Here is a 15,374-nt window from a genome sequence, read left to right as displayed (position 1 = left end):
GCCTGATTTATCGCGTTTCGCGGTGCGCGGTGTGCGCGTTGCAACGCGGGCAGTGCTTCTTCATCTCCAGTCGGTCCGGGTTGTTACGCCGGTTCTTCTTGGTGATGTAGTTCCGCTCCTTGCACTCCACGCAGGCCAGCGTGATCTTCGGGCGGACGTCGGTGGCAGCCACGTGAGTGCTCCTTGACGAACGGATGGGACGTATAACGCATAAAAGAGTAGCCGATCGAAGGACCGACCCCACAATCGGCTACTGTCAGTAGCGGTGACCGGACTTGAACCGGTGACACAGCGATTATGAGCCGCTTGCTCTACCGACTGAGCTACACCGCTGTGATGCGATCGGTCCCCGCCTAGCGACGGGAACCTCCCACACCAGAGCCCCAATACGGAATCGAACCGTAGACCTTCTCCTTACCATGGAGACGCTCTACCGACTGAGCTATTGGGGCGAGCGATGAAGACATTACACGCTCAGCCGCCGTTCACCCAAATCCGTTTCGCGGCCCCGGCCTGCGGCCGATCGGCGGACCACACAGCCGCCTCGCACGCCTCCGCGGTACCCCGGACAGGGTCCCGTTCGGCGGACCACACCGGTACGACTATTGCGCTCCTGCGAGCCGACGCCCCCTCGCCACCCTAGGCTCGACTCACTCTGCGTGATCTTGCCTCTGGAGTGCGATGCCCGACAGCCACCCCCAGCCGCCCCACTCGTCGTCCTCGTCGGGCTCGTCCGGACCGGCCGACCCGGGTGCTCTGCTGCTGTGCGGGGCGCGCCTCACCGACGGCCGCACCGTGGACGTACGGCTGGACGGCGGGCGCATCGAGGCGGTCGGCACCGCCGGGAGCCTGGCGGGCGGCACGCGCGCGTGCGCCGCGCGCGTGGACCTCGGCGGCTATCTGCTCCTGCCGGCCCCGGCCGAGCCGCACGCCCACGGCGACACCGCGCTCTCCGCCGACGAGGGCGGGCCGGTCTCCTACGACCCCCATGACGTCCAGCGCCGGGCCACGGAGGCCGCCCTGCTCCAGCTCGGACACGGGGCGACGGCGCTTCGGGCACACGTACGCGTGGACGAGATCCAGGAGCTGAACGCGCTCGGCGCCGTCCAGCAGGCACGGCGTTCGCTGCGCGGGCTCACCGAGTTGACGACGGTGGCGATGCCGCGGCTGCTGACCGGCGTGGCCGGGGCCGACGGGCTCGCGATGCTGCGGGACGCGTTGAAGATGGGCGCGTCGGTGGTCGGCGGCTGTCCCGACCTGGACCCGGATCCGACGGGCTATGTGGAGGCGGTCCTGGAGGTCGCCTCCGAGCACGGCTGCCCCGTCGACCTGCACACCGACGCCACCGACCCGGCGCGGCTGTCCCGCGTCGCCGCGATGGCGGGCGGTCTGCGCCCCGGCGTGACGCTGGGCCCGTGCGGCGGCCTGGGACGCCTGCCCTCCCAGGTGGCCTCCCGGGCCGCGGACCAGCTCGCCGCGGCCGGGGTGACGGTGGTGTGCCTGCCACAGGGCGGCTGCGGGGGCGTGGAACGCCGGGCGACAGCGCCGGTACGGCTACTGCGCTCCGCCGGTGTACGCGTCGCCGCCGGAAGCGGCGCCCTGCGGGACGTGTCGAACCCCGTCGGCCGCGGGGACCCGCTGGAGGCCGCGTACCTGCTGTCCTCCCGCCATGGGCTGCGCCCCGAGGACGCGTACGACTGTGTGAGCTCCTCGGCGCGTGCGGCCCTGGGGCTGCCCGAGGTGCGGGTGGAGGCGGGCTTCCCGGCCGAACTGCTGGCGGTGCGCGGGGACCGGTTGTCGGGCGCGTTGTCGCTGGCGTACAGCCGCATCGTGGTGCACCGGGGGCGCGTGGTGGCGCGGACGAGCGCGGTGCGGGAGTACTGCAACTCGGCGGTGGCCGCGGAGTTGGGCTTGCCTCGGCAGGGGCGGGGGGAGTTGTCGTGAGGCTGTGTGGGCGGGTGTAGGAGGGGTGGCGTAGGCGGGGTGGTGTGGGTGGGTGGCGTAGGCGGGCGGGCCGCGAAGGGCGCTTGGACGGGCGCATGGAGGGGCGCTCGATCGCGAAAGCGCACGCGGCTCGCACGCCCGGCGCTTACGCATTCGGGGCGCGCGCCTCGAAAGCACTGAGGCGTGGCTGAAGTCGTGCGGCGGATGCGGCCGTCCGGGCGTACGGTCGGAATCATGCGCATTGTCATCGCTGGTGGTCATGGTCAGATCGCGCTGCGGCTGGAGAAGCTGCTCGCCGCGCGCGGCGACGAGGTCGCGGGAATCATCCGCAAGGCCGAACAGGGCGACGATCTGCGGGAGGCCGGTGCCGAACCCGTAGTGCTGGACCTGGAGTCGGCTTCGGTCGAGGAGGTCGCCTCCCATCTCCAGGGCGCGGACGCGGCGGTCTTCGCGGCCGGCGCGGGTCCGGGCAGCGGGACGAACCGCAAGGACACGGTCGACAAGGGCGCGGCGGTCCTGTTCGCCGACGCGGCGGTCCGGGCGGGCGTACGCCGCTTCGTGGTCGTGTCGTCGATGGGTGCGAACCCGCAGCACAAGGGCGACGAGATCTTCGACGTCTACCTTCGCGCCAAGGGCGCCGCCGACGAGTACGTCCGCGGCCTGGACGCGCTGGACTGGACGATCCTGCGCCCCGGAATGCTGACGAACGACGCCGGAACCGGCCAGGTGCGCCTGGAGGCCCACACCGGCCGCGGCCCGATCCCGCGCGACGACGTGGCCGCAGTACTGGCGGAGTTGCTCGACACCCCGGCGACGAACGGCCTGACACTGGAACTGATCAGCGGCTCGGCTCCGGTGGCGGTGGCGGTGAAGTCGGTGGCAGGGAACTGAAGATGGGCGCGCAGGGGATTCCCGCCGCGCGGGAGGCGCTGTTGCGCCGCATGTACGAGGTCTTCTCGACGGACGAGCGGGAGCCCTTCATGCAGCAGTGCCTCGCCCCCGACGTGAACTGGCCGAACGTCCTCGACGGAGTCCGACTGCACGGCTACGAGGCGGTACGGGCGTACTGGGCACGGCAGTTCGCCGCCGGGCACCCCCTCGTACGGCTGGAGGGGCTGCGCCCGGACGATGACGGCGAGGCCGTCGTGGTGACCGTACGACCCGGGGCGCGCGACGCTACGGGCGATCAATGGGCGCGCGAGACGATCGAGCATGTCTACCGGTTCGACGAGGACGGGCTTGTCACGCGGATGGACGTGCGGGCAGGCGGCCAGGGCGCGCCAGCGTGACCTGAGAGCCACGCAGGTGGTGCGCTTGCGCTCAGAACAGCGGAAGCTGGCCGGGGAAGTCGGGCACGACGTACCCGTCCAACGCGGGCTGCGCGGCACCGAGTTCCGCCAGTCGCCGTGATCCGGGACACGACACGAGCTCCGCACTCTCCCGAGCGCCCGGCGGGTCGTGCCGTGCGAACCGACCGGCGACGACGGCGATCTCCCGCCGGCACTCGGGGCAACTTCTGCGACGCGTGCTCATGGGGTCAGTGTGCCTCTAGCGTCGCCGTCGGACGCGTGGTGCGGGCCCGACCCCCAACGCGAAACCGAGCAGAACCCCACCGCTGCCCCGTGCGCACGGAGCCGCCGCCCACGAGAAGTGAGCGGCGGCTCCGTGACGCGGACCGGCGGACCGGCTGCGGTCGGCGACCCGGCCGGCCAGGTCAGTACCAGGCAGTGCAGATGGTCCGGTGACCGCTGGTGTCACCACATGCCCGCACCTTGTGCGGCGAGCCGTCGAACAGCAGGTTGTTCTGCGGCGTCTGCGTCGACCTCGACGGGCTGGTCGTGTACTGGCGCGCGGTCCAGCTGCGCCCGCCGTTGATCGAGTCGTCCATCCACACCCGCGCCTTGGAGGCGTTGGCGCTGCCGGAGATGATCCCCTTGGCGTAGTCGTGCCCGTCCGGGCACCGCCAGATCTGAAGGATGACCGAGTCCCCGCTGCCCGACGCCGTCCTCTGCTTCGAGTACGAGCAATCCCCGGTGCCGTATGCGTTCGCCGTACCGCTAGTGGCCACCAGGCCGCCGACGGCCACGGCGAAAGCTATGGCGATTCTGCCGACTGTCTTCTTCATCTCGCACCCCGTTCCTCAGTCACGCATCTCAGCGTGAACCCCTCTGGTCGAGTGAGGGGTTGGGCCCGATTGTAGTCCTCAAGATCATCTGGCCGGTTTCTGGCAGCGGCGCTCCCATGCGCGCTCAGTGAGTTCACCCCAAACCCTCGGAGCGACAGGCCTCGGGTCAACTGCCTCGGTCGGCCCGGAGATGAAGTGGAACCACTCCCTCGACACGTGGAGCGACGCGGGTAACGGTGAAAGTCCCGTCCACGCTCCGTCCACACACATCGAGACGGGGTGAGACAGCCTGTCCCGTTCGGCAGCGCATGACAAAGGGCCCGTGACCTGCAATGAACGCAGGTCACGGACCCTTTGTTTCCGTGTGGCGGCGCCAGGATTCGAACCTGGGAAGGCTGAGCCGGCAGATTTACAGTCTGCTCCCTTTGGCCGCTCGGGCACACCGCCGGGGTTGCTGCCGTTCGAACCGCTCTTCGGCGGTGCTCGCTGGCAACGACGTAAACAATACCCGATGTGGAGGGGTGCTTCGCCACCCGATTGATCGCCTCCCGGGGGACGACGGGTGGCTAGGCTTGTCCGGATGCGGTCCGGGGCCTGCCCCGGGCTCGGCGGCCACCCCCACACCCGCCGATTCGCACCCCACACGCACCCCGATACAAGGAGCCACAGGACATGGCCGACTCCAGTTTCGACATCGTCTCGAAGGTCGAGCGGCAGGAGGTCGACAACGCCCTCAACCAGGCCGCCAAGGAGATCTCGCAGCGCTACGACTTCAAGGGCGTGGGTGCCTCGATCTCGTGGTCCGGTGAAAAGATCCTGATGGAGGCGAACTCCGAGGACCGGGTGAACGCCATCCTCGACGTCTTCCAGTCCAAGCTGATCAAGCGTGGGATCTCCCTGAAGGCCCTGGACGCGGGCGAGCCCCAGCTCTCGGGCAAGGAGTACAAGATCTTCGCGTCGATCGAGGAGGGCATCTCCCAGGAGAACGCGAAGAAGGTGGCGAAGATCATTCGCGACGAGGGCCCGAAGGGCGTGAAGGCCCAGGTGCAGGGCGACGAACTGCGGGTCAGCTCAAAGAGCCGTGACGACCTCCAGGCCGTGATCGCCCTGCTGAAGGGCCAGGACTTCGACTTCGCGGTGCAGTTCGTGAACTACCGGTAGGCGAGGGATCCGCCGAGCGGCTGATTCACCGGAGCGGCTGATCGTCGGCCGGTCGTTCCGGCTGAGTCGGCCGGCCCGGTTGAGTCGGATGTACGAGGAAGGGTGGGCACCCGTTGTGGATGCCCACCCTTCTCGCCTGCTGGCTGCGGTCCGGAGGTGTCGCTCTCAGGCTGTCCCGTTCAGCTGCGGGAATGGCCGAACAGGAGGCGGTAGGCGATCAGGAGCACGAGGGAGCCGCCGATCGCCGAGGCCCATGTCGCGCCGTCGTAGAAGTCCGTGGTGATCGGGTGGTCCAGCCAGCGGGCCGAGATCCAGCCGCCGATGAACGCGCCCGCGACGCCGATCAGCGTCGTGCCGATGAAGCCGCCCGGGTCGCGGCCCGGCAGCAGGAACTTGGCGATGGCCCCGGCCAACAGCCCCAGAATGATCCAGCTGATGATCGTCATGCCTTGAACCTGCCCCTCCGCGCTGTGCCTGCACTTTTCCGGCACTGTGATCTCGGGCGCGCTTGTTCGTGCTCCGTTGATGGACAGGACGACACGGTGGCATCCCTCGGTTGCAGCGATCAGTAGGGTTCCGGCCATGACACAGCCCAGCTCCGCCTCGTCCGAGCTGCGGCGCACCCTGGGGGTCGGGGACGCCGTGGTGATCGGGCTCGGCTCGATGATCGGAGCCGGGATCTTCGCCGCGCTGGGGCCGGCGGCGCGCGCGGCCGGGTCAGGACTGCTGCTCGGGCTGGCGGTCGCGGCCGTGGTCGCCTACTGCAACGCCACGTCGTCGGCGCGACTGGCCGCCCTGTATCCCGCCTCGGGTGGCACTTACGTCTACGGGCGCGAACGGCTCGGGCCGTTCTGGGGGTATCTCGCGGGCTGGTCGTTCGTGGTCGGCAAAACGGCCTCCTGTGCGGCGATGGCCCTCACCGTGGGCGCGTACGTCTGGCCGGAGCAGGCACACGCGGTGGCGGTCGCGGCCGTGGTGGCGCTGACCGCGGTGAACTACGGCGGCGTCCAGAAGTCCGCCTGGCTGACGCGGGCGATCGTGGCTGTGGTCCTCGCTGTCCTCGCTTGTGTCGTGGTCGTGTGTCTGGGGTCCGGGGAGTCCGATGCCGGGCGTCTGGACATCGGGGCCTCGGGCGGCGTCGGCGGAGTGCTTCAGGCGGCGGGGCTGCTGTTCTTCGCGTTCGCCGGATACGCGCGGATCGCGACCCTCGGCGAGGAGGTGCGGGACCCCGCGCGCACCATTCCGCGGGCGATTCCGCTGGCCCTCGGCATCGCGCTGGTGGTGTACGCGTGTGTGGCGGTGGCTGTCCTTTCTGTTCTGGGGTCGGAAGGTCTCGGGCAGGCGGGCGCACCGCTGGCCGACGCGGTACGGGCGGCCGGGGTGCCGGGGCTGGCGCCGGTGGTACGGGTGGGCGCCGCCGTCGCCGCGCTCGGCTCGCTGCTCGCGCTGATCCTGGGTGTCTCCAGGACGACGCTGGCCATGGCCCGCGATCGGCATCTGCCCGGTGCCCTGGCGGTCGTGCATCCGCGTTTCCAGGTCCCCCACCGGGCCGAACTCGCCGTGGGCGCGGTGGTCGCGGTGCTGGCGGCCACGGTGGATGTGCGGGGCGCGATCGGGTTCTCGTCGTTCGGTGTGCTGGCCTATTACGCGGTGGCCAACGCGTCCGCTTGGACTCTCGACTCCGCCCTGACCTCGCGCGTCGTACCCGTAGTGGGGCTTCTCGGGTGCGTGGTTCTGGCGTTCTCCCTTCCGGGGGTCTCGGTGGTTGTCGGTGCGGGTGTGCTGGCGGTGGGCGTGGTCGCGTATGGCGTACGGCGGTGGGTGGCGGCGCGGGGGCGGTAGACCAGGAGGCTGCCGGGTAGGCAGGGCGAGGGTGGGAGGCGGGGCCGCATCGCGGCGGCAGGGCCGGTCAGGACGCGGGTGCCGCCGTCGTGCGTATGCGGAAGTCGGCCCAAGGGGCCATCTCCAGCTCCTCGTTCATCTCCTCGTACCAGCCCGTGCCGTCGGTCCAGGCGCGCAGCCAGTGTGTGAGGCTCGGGGCGTCCACGTACCACGCGTGGTCGGCGTCGTCGGCGTTCGGCTCGAAGAGCAGGACGGTGGACTGAGGGCTGAGGCAGTCGACGCACGCGTACATCGCGCAGCCCCAGTGGGATATCGGCAGGACGCCCTCGGGCCAGGGCCAGTCGGGGTCCTTGCGGGCGCTGTCGCGGTTGGCGAGGTACTGCGTGACAGCGGCGGGCTCGCCGGCCGGAAGGCTGTCGAGCAGGGGCAACAGGCCGTACTCCGGGCCGAATCCGCCGTCTCCTATGCGCAGGTAGAGGTCGGCGAGCAGCGGCGGCAGTCGGAAGCCGAGGGCGGCCTCGGCACGGGCCACGGTGGCCGCGTCCACGGGCTCGGGAAGTGAAGTCCAGCCCCACGGTCGGGTGTTGCGGGCCTTGTCCGCCACCCTCGTCAGCAACTGCTCGTACTCGGTCATGCATTCATGATGCAAGCCGCCACTGACAATCGGTCCGGGCTGTGGATAACCGCCGGATTGTGGAAAACCCTCGCCCGTTCCCCGCGTCGCGCCCGGCTACCAGCTCGACGCGAACGGCCTGTCCGTCGGCACGATTTCGCGGCCCAGCGGGAACAGCGACACCGGGATCAGCTTGAAGTTGGCGATGCCGAACGGGATGCCGATGATCGTGACGCACAGCAGCAGGCCGGTGACGATGTGGCCGATGGCGAGCCACCAGCCCGCCAGGACCAGCCACAGCACGTTGCCGATGCAGGAAGGGGCTCCGGCGTCGCGGCGTTCGACCGTCGTGTACCCGAAGGGCCACAGGGCGTAGACGCCGATGCGGAAGGCCGCGATGCCGAACGGGATGCCGATGATGGTGATGCACAGCAGCAGGCCCGCGGCCAGGTAGGCGAGGAACAGCCAGAAGCCGCTCAGGACGAGCCATATGACGTTCAGGATGGTTTTCACCGGGGACCAGCCATCCTCTCGAGCCGGGAGATACGCTCCGCCATGGGCGGGTGGGTGGAGAACATCTTGGAGAACCCCTGACCTGGGCGGAACGGGTTCGCGATCATCATGTGGCTGGCGGTCTCGATGCGCGGCTCGGGTGGCAGCGGAAGCTGCTTGGTGCCGGCGTCGAGCTTGCGCAGCGCGCTGGCCAGGGCGAGCGGGTCACCGGTGAGCTGGGCCCCGGACGCGTCGGCCTCGTACTCTCTGGAGCGGCTGATCGCCAGTTGGATGAGCGCGGCGGCGAGCGGCCCGAGGATCATGATCAGCAGCAGGCCGAGGATGCCGGGGCCGTCGTCGTCATCGGAGCGGCCGATCGGGATCAGCCACGCGAAGTTGACCAGGAACATGATCACCGAGGCGAGGGCCCCGGCGACCGACGAGATCAGGATGTCGCGGTTGTAGACATGGCTCAACTCGTGGCCGATGACACCGCGCAGTTCGCGCTCGTCGAGAATGCGCAGGATTCCTTCAGTGCAGCACACGGCGGCGTTGCGCGGGTTGCGGCCCGTCGCGAACGCGTTCGGCGCCTCCGTCGGTGAGATGTAGAGGCGCGGCATCGGCTGGCGGGCCTGGGTGGAGAGGTCGCGGACCATGCGGTACAGCCCCGGGGCCTCGAACTCGCTGACCGGACGGGCGCGCATCGCGCGTAGCGCCAGTTTGTCGCTGTTCCAGTAGGCGTACGCGTTCGTGCCCAGCGCGATGACCACCGCGATGACGAGCCCCATGCGGCCGAAGAAACTGCCGATGACGATGATGATTGCGGACAGTCCCCCGAGGAGGACTGCGGTCCTGAGCCCGTTGTGCCGGCGGTGCACGGTACGCCCTCCAAGTGGTGCGGCAGGGGAACCCTTTGCTGGTCGATCTGCGATGCCACTGGTGCCGTGGTGTCACGTCCAGTGGACCCTTCTGTACTGGTCAACGCCAGGCGAGGGCCACGGGTTCCCTTGTGCGTACGGCGGCGGGCGTGGGCCGTACGGGTGAACGCGCCCGCGCGCGTGGGAGGCGGGATGTCCCACGCGCGCGCGTGCGGAACGCCCCCAGGGCTGGGCGCCAGGGCTCAGAAGAGCCCGGTGTCGGCGAACCGCAGGATCAGCTGGGGGGCTCCGGACAGGACGATGCCGACGACCCCGGTGACGGCCATCGCGGCCGTGAGCGGTGCGGGGGCGAGGTACCTGACGGGCTCGCCCTCGGGGGCGCGGAACAGCAGGGCCGTCCACTGGAGGTAGTAGAACAGCGCGATCACGACGTTGACGGCCATGACCACGGCCAGCCAGCCGAGCCCGGCGTCCACGGCGGCGGAGAAGACGGTGACCTTGGCGAAGAGGCCGATGATGCCCGGCGGGAGTCCGGCGAGGCAGAGCAGGAAGAAGGCCAGGATCAGGGCGGACAGGGGGTTGCGCGCGTACAGGCCGCGGTAGTCGCTGATGCGGTTGAGGGTCTTCGTGCGGCCGACGAGTGCGGCCACCGCGAAGGCGCCGAGGTTCACGGCGGCGTACATGAGGGCGTAGGCGACGGTGGAGCCGATGGAGCGCTCGGCGTCGTCCGAGTAAGCGGCGGCGGCGATCGGCACCAGGAGGTAGCCGGCCTGGCCGACGGAGGACCAGGCGAGCAGGCGTACCGCGCTGTACGCGCGCGTGGCCTGCTGGCGCAGGGCACCGACGTTGCCGACGGTCATGGTGAGGGCGGCGAGCGCCGCGAGGGCGGGGCCCCAGACGTCGGCGTACGACGGCAGCATGATGACGGTGACGAGGATCAGCCCGGTGAAGCCGACCGCCTTGCCGACGACCGACAGGTAGGCGGCGATCGGCAGCGGCGCCCCTACGTAGGTGTCCGGTACCCAGAAGTGGAAGGGCACGGCGGCCGTCTTGAAGGCGAAGCCGACCAGGGTGAGGACGACTCCGGTCTGGGTGAGGGTCTGGAGCTGTCCGTCGACGTTCTGAACGCGGTCGGCGATCTGCGTGAGGTAGAGGGTGCCCGTGGAGGCGTACACGAAGCTGATGCCCATGAGGCTGACCGCGGTCGCGGTGACCGAGGACAGGAAGAACTTCAGTGCGGCTTCGGAGGACTTGCGGTCGCCGTGGCGCAGGCCGACGAGCGCGAAGGCGGGAAGCGAGGCGACTTCCAGAGCGACGATGAGGGTCGCCAGGTCCCGGGAGGCGGGCAGCAGGGCGGCTCCGGCGGCGGAGGAGAGCAGCAGGAACCAGAACTCCCCTTCGGGGAGTTGCTTGTTGGCGTCCTTGAGCGCGGTGACGGACAGGAGGGCCGCGAGGAGTGCGCCGCCGAGGACCAGGAATTGGATGACGAGGGTGAAGCGGTCGGCCGTATAGCTGCACAGGCCGGCGTCGCCCGCCAGGCAGAACGTGGAGCGGTCGCCGTCCAGGAGGGGCAGCAGCAGGAGCGCGGCGGCGGCCAGGCCGGCCACGGACGTCCAGCCGAGCACCGCCTTCTTGTGCTCCGCGATGAACAGGTCGGCGACGAGGACCACGAGTCCGACGGCCGCCGCGATGGTGGGCGGCGCGACGGCGAGCCAGTCGACGGACTGGACGAGGTTCGCGGCCATCGGCTGGGCCAGGGAGCTCATCGGGTGCCTCCTGCGAGGAGCTGCTGCACGGCCGGGTCGGTCAGGCCGAGGAGGGTCTTCGGCCACAGTCCGGCGACGACGGTGAGGGCGACGAGCGGGGTCCAGGCCGCGAACTCGTAGCTCTGGACGTCGGCGAGTTTCGGGGCCTCCTGGGGCGCGGCACCCATGCAGACGCGGCGGACCACGACCAGCAGGTACGCGGCCGTGAGCAGGGTGCCGAAGGCGGCGATCGCCATGAAGGTGAGGAAGGCCGGGCGGCTGAGCTCGGGGGCGGGGTCGAACGCTCCGAACAGCGCGAGCATCTCGCCCCAGAACCCGGCGAGCCCCGGCAGCCCGAGCGAGGCGACCGCGGCGAAGGCGAGCAGGCCGCCGAGGCGGGGGGTCTTGGCGTAGAGGGCCGCGCCGGTCTTGTCGGCGAGGGTGTCGAGGTCGGTGGTCCCCGTACGGTCCTTCAGCGCGCCGACCAGGAAGAAGAGGAGGCCGGTGATGAGGCCGTGGGCGATGTTCGCGAACAGGGCGCCGTTCACGCCGGTCGGGGTCATCGTGGCGATGCCGAGCAGGACGAAGCCCATGTGGCCGACCGAGGAGTAGGCGATGAGGCGTTTGAGGTCGCCCTTCGCACCCTGCTTGGCGAGGGCGAGGCAGGCCAGCGATCCGTAGATGATCCCGACGACGGCGAAGGCGGCGAGGTAGGGCGCGAAGTCGGCGAAGCCGTCCGGGGTGATCGGCAGCAGAATCCGGACGAACCCGTACGTACCCATCTTCAGCAGCACACCGGCCAGCAGGACCGAGCCGACGGTCGGGGCGGCGGTGTGGGCGTCGGGCAGCCAGCTGTGCAACGGCCACATCGGCGTCTTCACCGCGAGCCCGAGACCGATCGCCAAAACCGCGATGACCTGCACGGATGTGGTCAGCGACCGGCCGTTGTCAGTGGCGAGTGCCACCATGTCGAATGTGCCCGCCTTGATTCCGATCAGGAGCAGGCCGAGCAACATGACCACGGATCCGAGCAGCGTGTAGAGGATGAACTTCCAGGCGGCCGCGGCGCGGCCCTCGCCGCCCCAGCGGGCGATGAGGAAGTACATCGGGATGAGGACCATCTCGAAGGCGAGGAAGAACAGGAGCAGGTCGAGGACGGCAAAGGTGGCGAGGGTGCCGGACTCCAGGACGAGCACCAGTGCGACGAAGGCCTTCGGGGTCGGGCCCGAAGGCATCTTGAAGTACGAGTAGAGCGCGCAGAGGAAGGTCAGCAGCGCGGTCAGGACGACAAGGGGGAGAGAGATGCCGTCGATGCCGAGGTGGATGCGCACGTCGAGTGCGGGGATCCAGCTGATGTCCGTGCTGGCCTGCATCTTCGACGGCTGGTCGTGGTCGAAGCCGAGCGTGAGGACGATCGCCGCGATGAGCACCGCGCCGGCGACGGTGACGCCGTGCCGGAGCACGGCCTGGTCGGGGGACTTCCCCTTCAGCCCGGGCGGGGTGGGCAGGAGAGCGGCGGCGGCGCCGAGGAGCGGGCCGACGACGACGAACGCCAGAAGGAACTGCATCACGGACTCGTTGATATCGATCACGCCTGCTCACGCTCCCGTGGCGACGAGGACGGCGGCGACCGCGAGGACGACGGTGCCGGCGAGCAGCGCGCTCACATAGGTCTGCACATTGCCGGTCTGGGCGCGCCGTACGGCGATGCCGAGCCAGCGGGGTAGGGCGCCCGCGCCGCGTACGTAGGTGTCGACGACCTCGCGGTCGAGGAACCGGACGAGACTCGCGCCGGCCTGGACTGGGCGGACGAACAGCGCCGAGTACACGGCGTCGACGTGGAAGCCGACGGCCGCGTGACGGTACAGCGGGCCGAGCAGCAGACGGCTCGGGTCCGCCGGGTCGGGCGCGGCGGCCACGTGTCGGTTGACGGGCTCATGGCCGGCCATGGCCTCCGCCTCGACCTGGGCGGCGTCACCCTCGGGGTGAGCCGCTACCGCACCCAGCTGAGCACGAGCCGCCACCGCCGTGGTGTGCCGCCAGGCCGCGTACGTGACGATGCCGCCGACCAGGGCCACGCCCGTGCCGAGAACGGAGGTGGTGAGGGTCGGGGTGAGATCACGGCCGTCGAACCAGTCGGGCAGCACGCGGTAGGCGAGCCCGCCGACGGCGAGGGACGGCACGGCGAGCACCCACAGCACCACGGTCATCGTCAGCGGCTGCCTGCCGTGGTCGGGGGCCTCGGCGCCCCGGCCGCGGAAGGCCAGCAGCCACAGGCGCATCGCGTACGCGGCGGTGAGCAGGGCCGTGAGCAGGCCCGAGACGAGGACGAGCCAGCCCGTGGCGCCGGGGGCGTGCTCGGTGTGGCCGGTGGCGACCTGCTCGGCGGCGCCGAGGACGGACTCCTTGGAGAAGAAGCCGCTGAACGGCGGGATCGCGGCGAGCGCGAGGAGCGCCACGGTCATCGTCCAGAAGGCGTCCGGGACGCGGTCGCGCAAGTGGCCCATGCGGGACATGGCGGCCAGCGAGTTGGTGCCGGCGGCGTGGATGATCACGCCGGCCGCGAGGAACAGCAGCGCCTTGAAGGCGCCGTGGGACAGGAGGTGGAAGACGGCGGCACCGCGGTCGGCGACGGCGAGCGCGCCGGTCATGTAGCCGAGTTGGCCGATCGTCGAGTAGGCGAGGACGCGCTTGATGTCGTCCTGGGCGAGCGCGGCGAGGCCGGAGCCGATCATCGTGACGGCGGCCATCGCGGCGAGGACGATCATCGCGGCCTGGGATGCCTCGAAAACCGGAAGGAGCCGGGCGACGAAATAGACACCGGCGGCGACCATCGTCGCGGCGTGGATCAGCGCGGAGACGGGCGTCGGGCCGGCCATCGCGTCGGGAAGCCAGGTGTGCAGCGGGAACTGCGCCGACTTGCCCGCCACGCCCGCGAGAAGCAGCAGAGCGATCAGGGTCGGGTTTTCGAGTCCGCCGTTCGCGACGGTGTCGAGGACCTTCGTGATGCGGAAGGAACCGGCGTCGGTGGCCAGCGCGAACAGGCCGATGAGGAAAGGGACGTCACCGAGCTTGGTCACCAGGAAGGCCTTGATGGAGGCGGCACGGGCCTCCGGGGTCTCCCAGTAGTGGCCGACCAGGAAGTACGAGCAGATGCCCATGATCTCCCAGCCGACCAGCAGCACCATCAGGTCGCCGGAGTAGACGACGAGCAGCATCGCGGAGGTGAACAGGGAGACGAGCGCGGCGTAGGAGGGGTAGCGCGGGTCCTCGCGCAGGTAGCCCGTCGAGTAGATCTGCACGCAGGTGGCGACGACGCCGACGAGTACGGCGACCAGCGCGGCGAAGCCGTCGATGTACAGGGCGAGTTCGATCGGGACCGAGCCGGTGGGCGTGAGCTCGGTGGCGGCGTTGATCGCCTGGTCGCCGCCCTGGCGCACGGCGACGACCGCCGCCAGCACCAGGGACGCGAGCGTCGGCAGGATCGCGAGCGGGCGGACGAAGCCGGGGGCCGTGCGGCCCAGGAGCAGCCCGGCCACGGCGCCGAGGAAAGGAAGGAGGGGGACGAGTACGGCGAGGGTGGTCGTGGTCACGCGGTGGCCTCAGCCTTCTCGGCCTGCCCGGTGGTGAGGGCGTCGTGGTCGGGGCCGTCGCTCTCGTGACCCTCGGCGGTGTCGCGGAGCTTGTCGATGTCGGCGGTGCCGCGGTTGCGGTGGACGGCGAGGACGATCGCCAGGCCGATGCCGATCTCGGCGGCGGCGACGGTGATGGTGAACAGGGTCAGGGCCTGGCCGGAGTGCAGGGTCTCCTCGGCGGCCTTGCTGAGCCAGACGTCGAAGGCGACCAGGTTGAGGTTGACGGCGTTGAGCATCAGCTCGACGGACATCAGGACCAGGATCGCGTTGCGGCGGGCGAGGACGCCGTACAGGCCGGTGCAGAAGAGGAGGGCGGAGAGTACGGCGGGATAGGCGAGATGCATCAGCGCGGCTCCTTCTCGCTCGGGGCGCCGGGCTCGGGGGCGGTCTCCTTCGCCTTGCGGGACAGGACGATCGCGCCGACCAGGGCGGCGAGGAGGAGGACGGAGAGGGCCTCGAAGGGGAGGACCCAGTTCTGGAAGAGGCTCTCGCCGGTGGCCCGGGTGGAGCCGGCGGCGGGACCGTCGAGGTCGATCCAGGTCGTGCGGAAGGCGTCGACGACCACCCAGACCAGGGTGCCCGCGGCGGCGACGGCCACGGTGAGGGCGACCCAGCGGTTGCCGGAGTCGGCGTCCGGAGAGCGGCCGATGGGGGCCCTCGTGAGCATCAGACCGAAGAGAAGGAGGACGACGACGGAACCGACGTAGATCAGGACCTGCACCCAGGCGATGAACTCGGCGGTGAGCAGGAGGTACTCGACGGCGAGCCCGCCGAGCGCGACCACCAGCCACAGGGCGGCGTGCACCAGCTGCCGGGTGGTGACGGTGACCAGGGCGGCGCCGAAGGTGACCAGGCCGACGAGGAGGAAGGCGATCTCGACGCCGGTCGGGGAGAGGAAACCGTGGGTGTCGGCGGCCGTCGTCAGCGCGGCGGAGGTGG

General features: G+C 70.3%; 17 protein-coding genes and 3 tRNA genes. 5 read left to right on the top strand and 15 right to left on the bottom strand.

All coding sequences use genetic code 11. The features are described 5' to 3' along the window. Positions 1-7 precede the first annotated feature (7 nt). The 3 genes from rpmG to OG254_RS29030 form a co-directional block, all read right to left on the bottom strand. Complete coding sequence (gene rpmG / locus OG254_RS29040; protein ID WP_003948671.1) at positions 8-172, bottom strand: 50S ribosomal protein L33; 165 nt, start codon at positions 170-172, stop codon at positions 8-10. 88 nt (positions 173-260) lie between these two features. Beyond that, positions 261-333, bottom strand: a tRNA-Met gene (locus tag OG254_RS29035). Positions 334-379: 46 nt separating this feature from the next. After that, positions 380-452 (bottom strand) — tRNA-Thr (locus tag OG254_RS29030). Positions 453-681: 229 nt separating this feature from the next. On the opposite strand from OG254_RS29030, the gene OG254_RS29025 reads away from it, so the two are divergent. The 3 genes from OG254_RS29025 (at position 682) to OG254_RS29015 (ending at position 3,233) form a co-directional block, all read left to right on the top strand. After that, positions 682-1,944, top strand: a complete 1,263-nt coding sequence (locus OG254_RS29025) for an amidohydrolase family protein (RefSeq protein ID WP_147995128.1) — start codon at positions 682-684, stop codon at positions 1,942-1,944. A 234-nt stretch (positions 1,945-2,178) separates the two neighbouring features. Beyond that, the gene (locus tag OG254_RS29020; protein ID WP_147995127.1) at positions 2,179-2,835 is read left to right on the top strand and encodes an SDR family oxidoreductase; all 657 of its coding nucleotides are present in this window, start codon (positions 2,179-2,181) and stop codon (positions 2,833-2,835) included. Between the two features lie 2 nt (positions 2,836-2,837). Next, positions 2,838-3,233, top strand: coding sequence for a nuclear transport factor 2 family protein (locus tag OG254_RS29015; protein ID WP_405587336.1), 396 nt, complete (start codon positions 2,838-2,840; stop codon positions 3,231-3,233). 31 nt (positions 3,234-3,264) lie between these two features. Here the strand turns inward: OG254_RS29015 and OG254_RS29010 are convergent, their stop codons facing one another. The 3 genes from OG254_RS29010 to OG254_RS29000 form a co-directional block, all read right to left on the bottom strand. Next, positions 3,265-3,477 carry a hypothetical protein gene (locus OG254_RS29010; protein ID WP_405587333.1) on the bottom strand — a complete coding sequence of 71 codons (213 nt, stop codon included), beginning with the start codon at positions 3,475-3,477 and terminating at the stop codon, positions 3,265-3,267. Positions 3,478-3,658: 181 nt separating this feature from the next. Further along, a complete protein-coding gene (locus OG254_RS29005) occupies positions 3,659-4,069 on the bottom strand; it encodes a hypothetical protein (RefSeq protein ID WP_405587330.1) in 411 nt (136 codons plus the stop codon). Between the two features lie 365 nt (positions 4,070-4,434). After that, positions 4,435-4,516, bottom strand: a tRNA-Tyr gene (locus OG254_RS29000). Between the two features lie 225 nt (positions 4,517-4,741). Between OG254_RS29000 and OG254_RS28995 the strand changes: the two genes are divergently transcribed. Beyond that, complete coding sequence (locus OG254_RS28995) at positions 4,742-5,230, top strand: YajQ family cyclic di-GMP-binding protein (RefSeq protein ID WP_351199132.1); 489 nt, start codon at positions 4,742-4,744, stop codon at positions 5,228-5,230. A gap of 179 nt (positions 5,231-5,409) precedes the next feature. On the opposite strand, the gene OG254_RS28990 is transcribed toward OG254_RS28995, so the two are convergent. Continuing rightward, entirely contained in the window at positions 5,410-5,676 is a 267-nt protein-coding gene (locus OG254_RS28990; RefSeq protein WP_351199134.1) for a GlsB/YeaQ/YmgE family stress response membrane protein, read from the bottom strand. Positions 5,677-5,812: 136 nt separating this feature from the next. Here OG254_RS28990 and OG254_RS28985 point away from each other — a divergent pair, with 136 nt between their 5' ends. Beyond that, the gene (locus OG254_RS28985; protein WP_405587327.1) at positions 5,813-7,072 is read left to right on the top strand and encodes an APC family permease; all 1,260 of its coding nucleotides are present in this window, start codon (positions 5,813-5,815) and stop codon (positions 7,070-7,072) included. A 67-nt stretch (positions 7,073-7,139) separates the two neighbouring features. Here OG254_RS28985 and OG254_RS28980 read toward each other — a convergent pair whose 3' ends face one another. From OG254_RS28980 to OG254_RS28945, 8 genes are all read right to left on the bottom strand, one after another. Beyond that, a complete protein-coding gene (locus OG254_RS28980) occupies positions 7,140-7,706 on the bottom strand; it encodes an SMI1/KNR4 family protein (protein WP_405587324.1) in 567 nt (188 codons plus the stop codon). A 96-nt stretch (positions 7,707-7,802) separates the two neighbouring features. Further along, positions 7,803-8,198, bottom strand: a complete 396-nt coding sequence (locus tag OG254_RS28975) for a YccF domain-containing protein (RefSeq protein ID WP_405587321.1) — start codon at positions 8,196-8,198, stop codon at positions 7,803-7,805. Then, entirely contained in the window at positions 8,195-9,055 is an 861-nt protein-coding gene (gene htpX, locus OG254_RS28970; protein WP_351199142.1) for a zinc metalloprotease HtpX, read from the bottom strand. The genes OG254_RS28975 and htpX overlap by 4 nt, the downstream gene beginning before the upstream one ends. Positions 9,056-9,297: 242 nt before the next feature. Then, complete coding sequence (locus OG254_RS28965; protein ID WP_405587318.1) at positions 9,298-10,821, bottom strand: NADH-quinone oxidoreductase subunit N; 1,524 nt, start codon at positions 10,819-10,821, stop codon at positions 9,298-9,300. Next, on the bottom strand, positions 10,818-12,392 hold the full coding sequence (locus OG254_RS28960; protein ID WP_405587315.1) for a NuoM family protein: 1,575 nt from the start codon (positions 12,390-12,392) through the stop codon (positions 10,818-10,820). The genes OG254_RS28965 and OG254_RS28960 overlap by 4 nt, the downstream gene beginning before the upstream one ends. A 6-nt stretch (positions 12,393-12,398) precedes the next feature. Then, the gene (locus OG254_RS28955; protein WP_405587312.1) at positions 12,399-14,393 is read right to left on the bottom strand and encodes an NADH-quinone oxidoreductase subunit L; all 1,995 of its coding nucleotides are present in this window, start codon (positions 14,391-14,393) and stop codon (positions 12,399-12,401) included. After that, positions 14,390-14,779 carry an NADH-quinone oxidoreductase subunit NuoK gene (gene nuoK, locus OG254_RS28950; RefSeq protein WP_351199149.1) on the bottom strand — a complete coding sequence of 130 codons (390 nt, stop codon included), beginning with the start codon at positions 14,777-14,779 and terminating at the stop codon, positions 14,390-14,392. Before nuoK ends, OG254_RS28955 begins: the two co-directional genes overlap by 4 nt. Next, a complete protein-coding gene (locus OG254_RS28945) occupies positions 14,779-15,360 on the bottom strand; it encodes an NADH-quinone oxidoreductase subunit J (RefSeq protein ID WP_405595250.1) in 582 nt (193 codons plus the stop codon). The genes nuoK and OG254_RS28945 overlap by 1 nt, the downstream gene beginning before the upstream one ends. Positions 15,361-15,374: the final 14 nt, after the last annotated feature.

Source organism: Streptomyces sp. NBC_01092 (genome assembly GCF_045039535.1).
In the GTDB taxonomy this organism is placed as follows: Bacteria; Actinomycetota; Actinomycetes; order Streptomycetales; family Streptomycetaceae; genus Streptomyces.
This window is presented reverse-complemented; position numbering and strand designations above follow the sequence as displayed.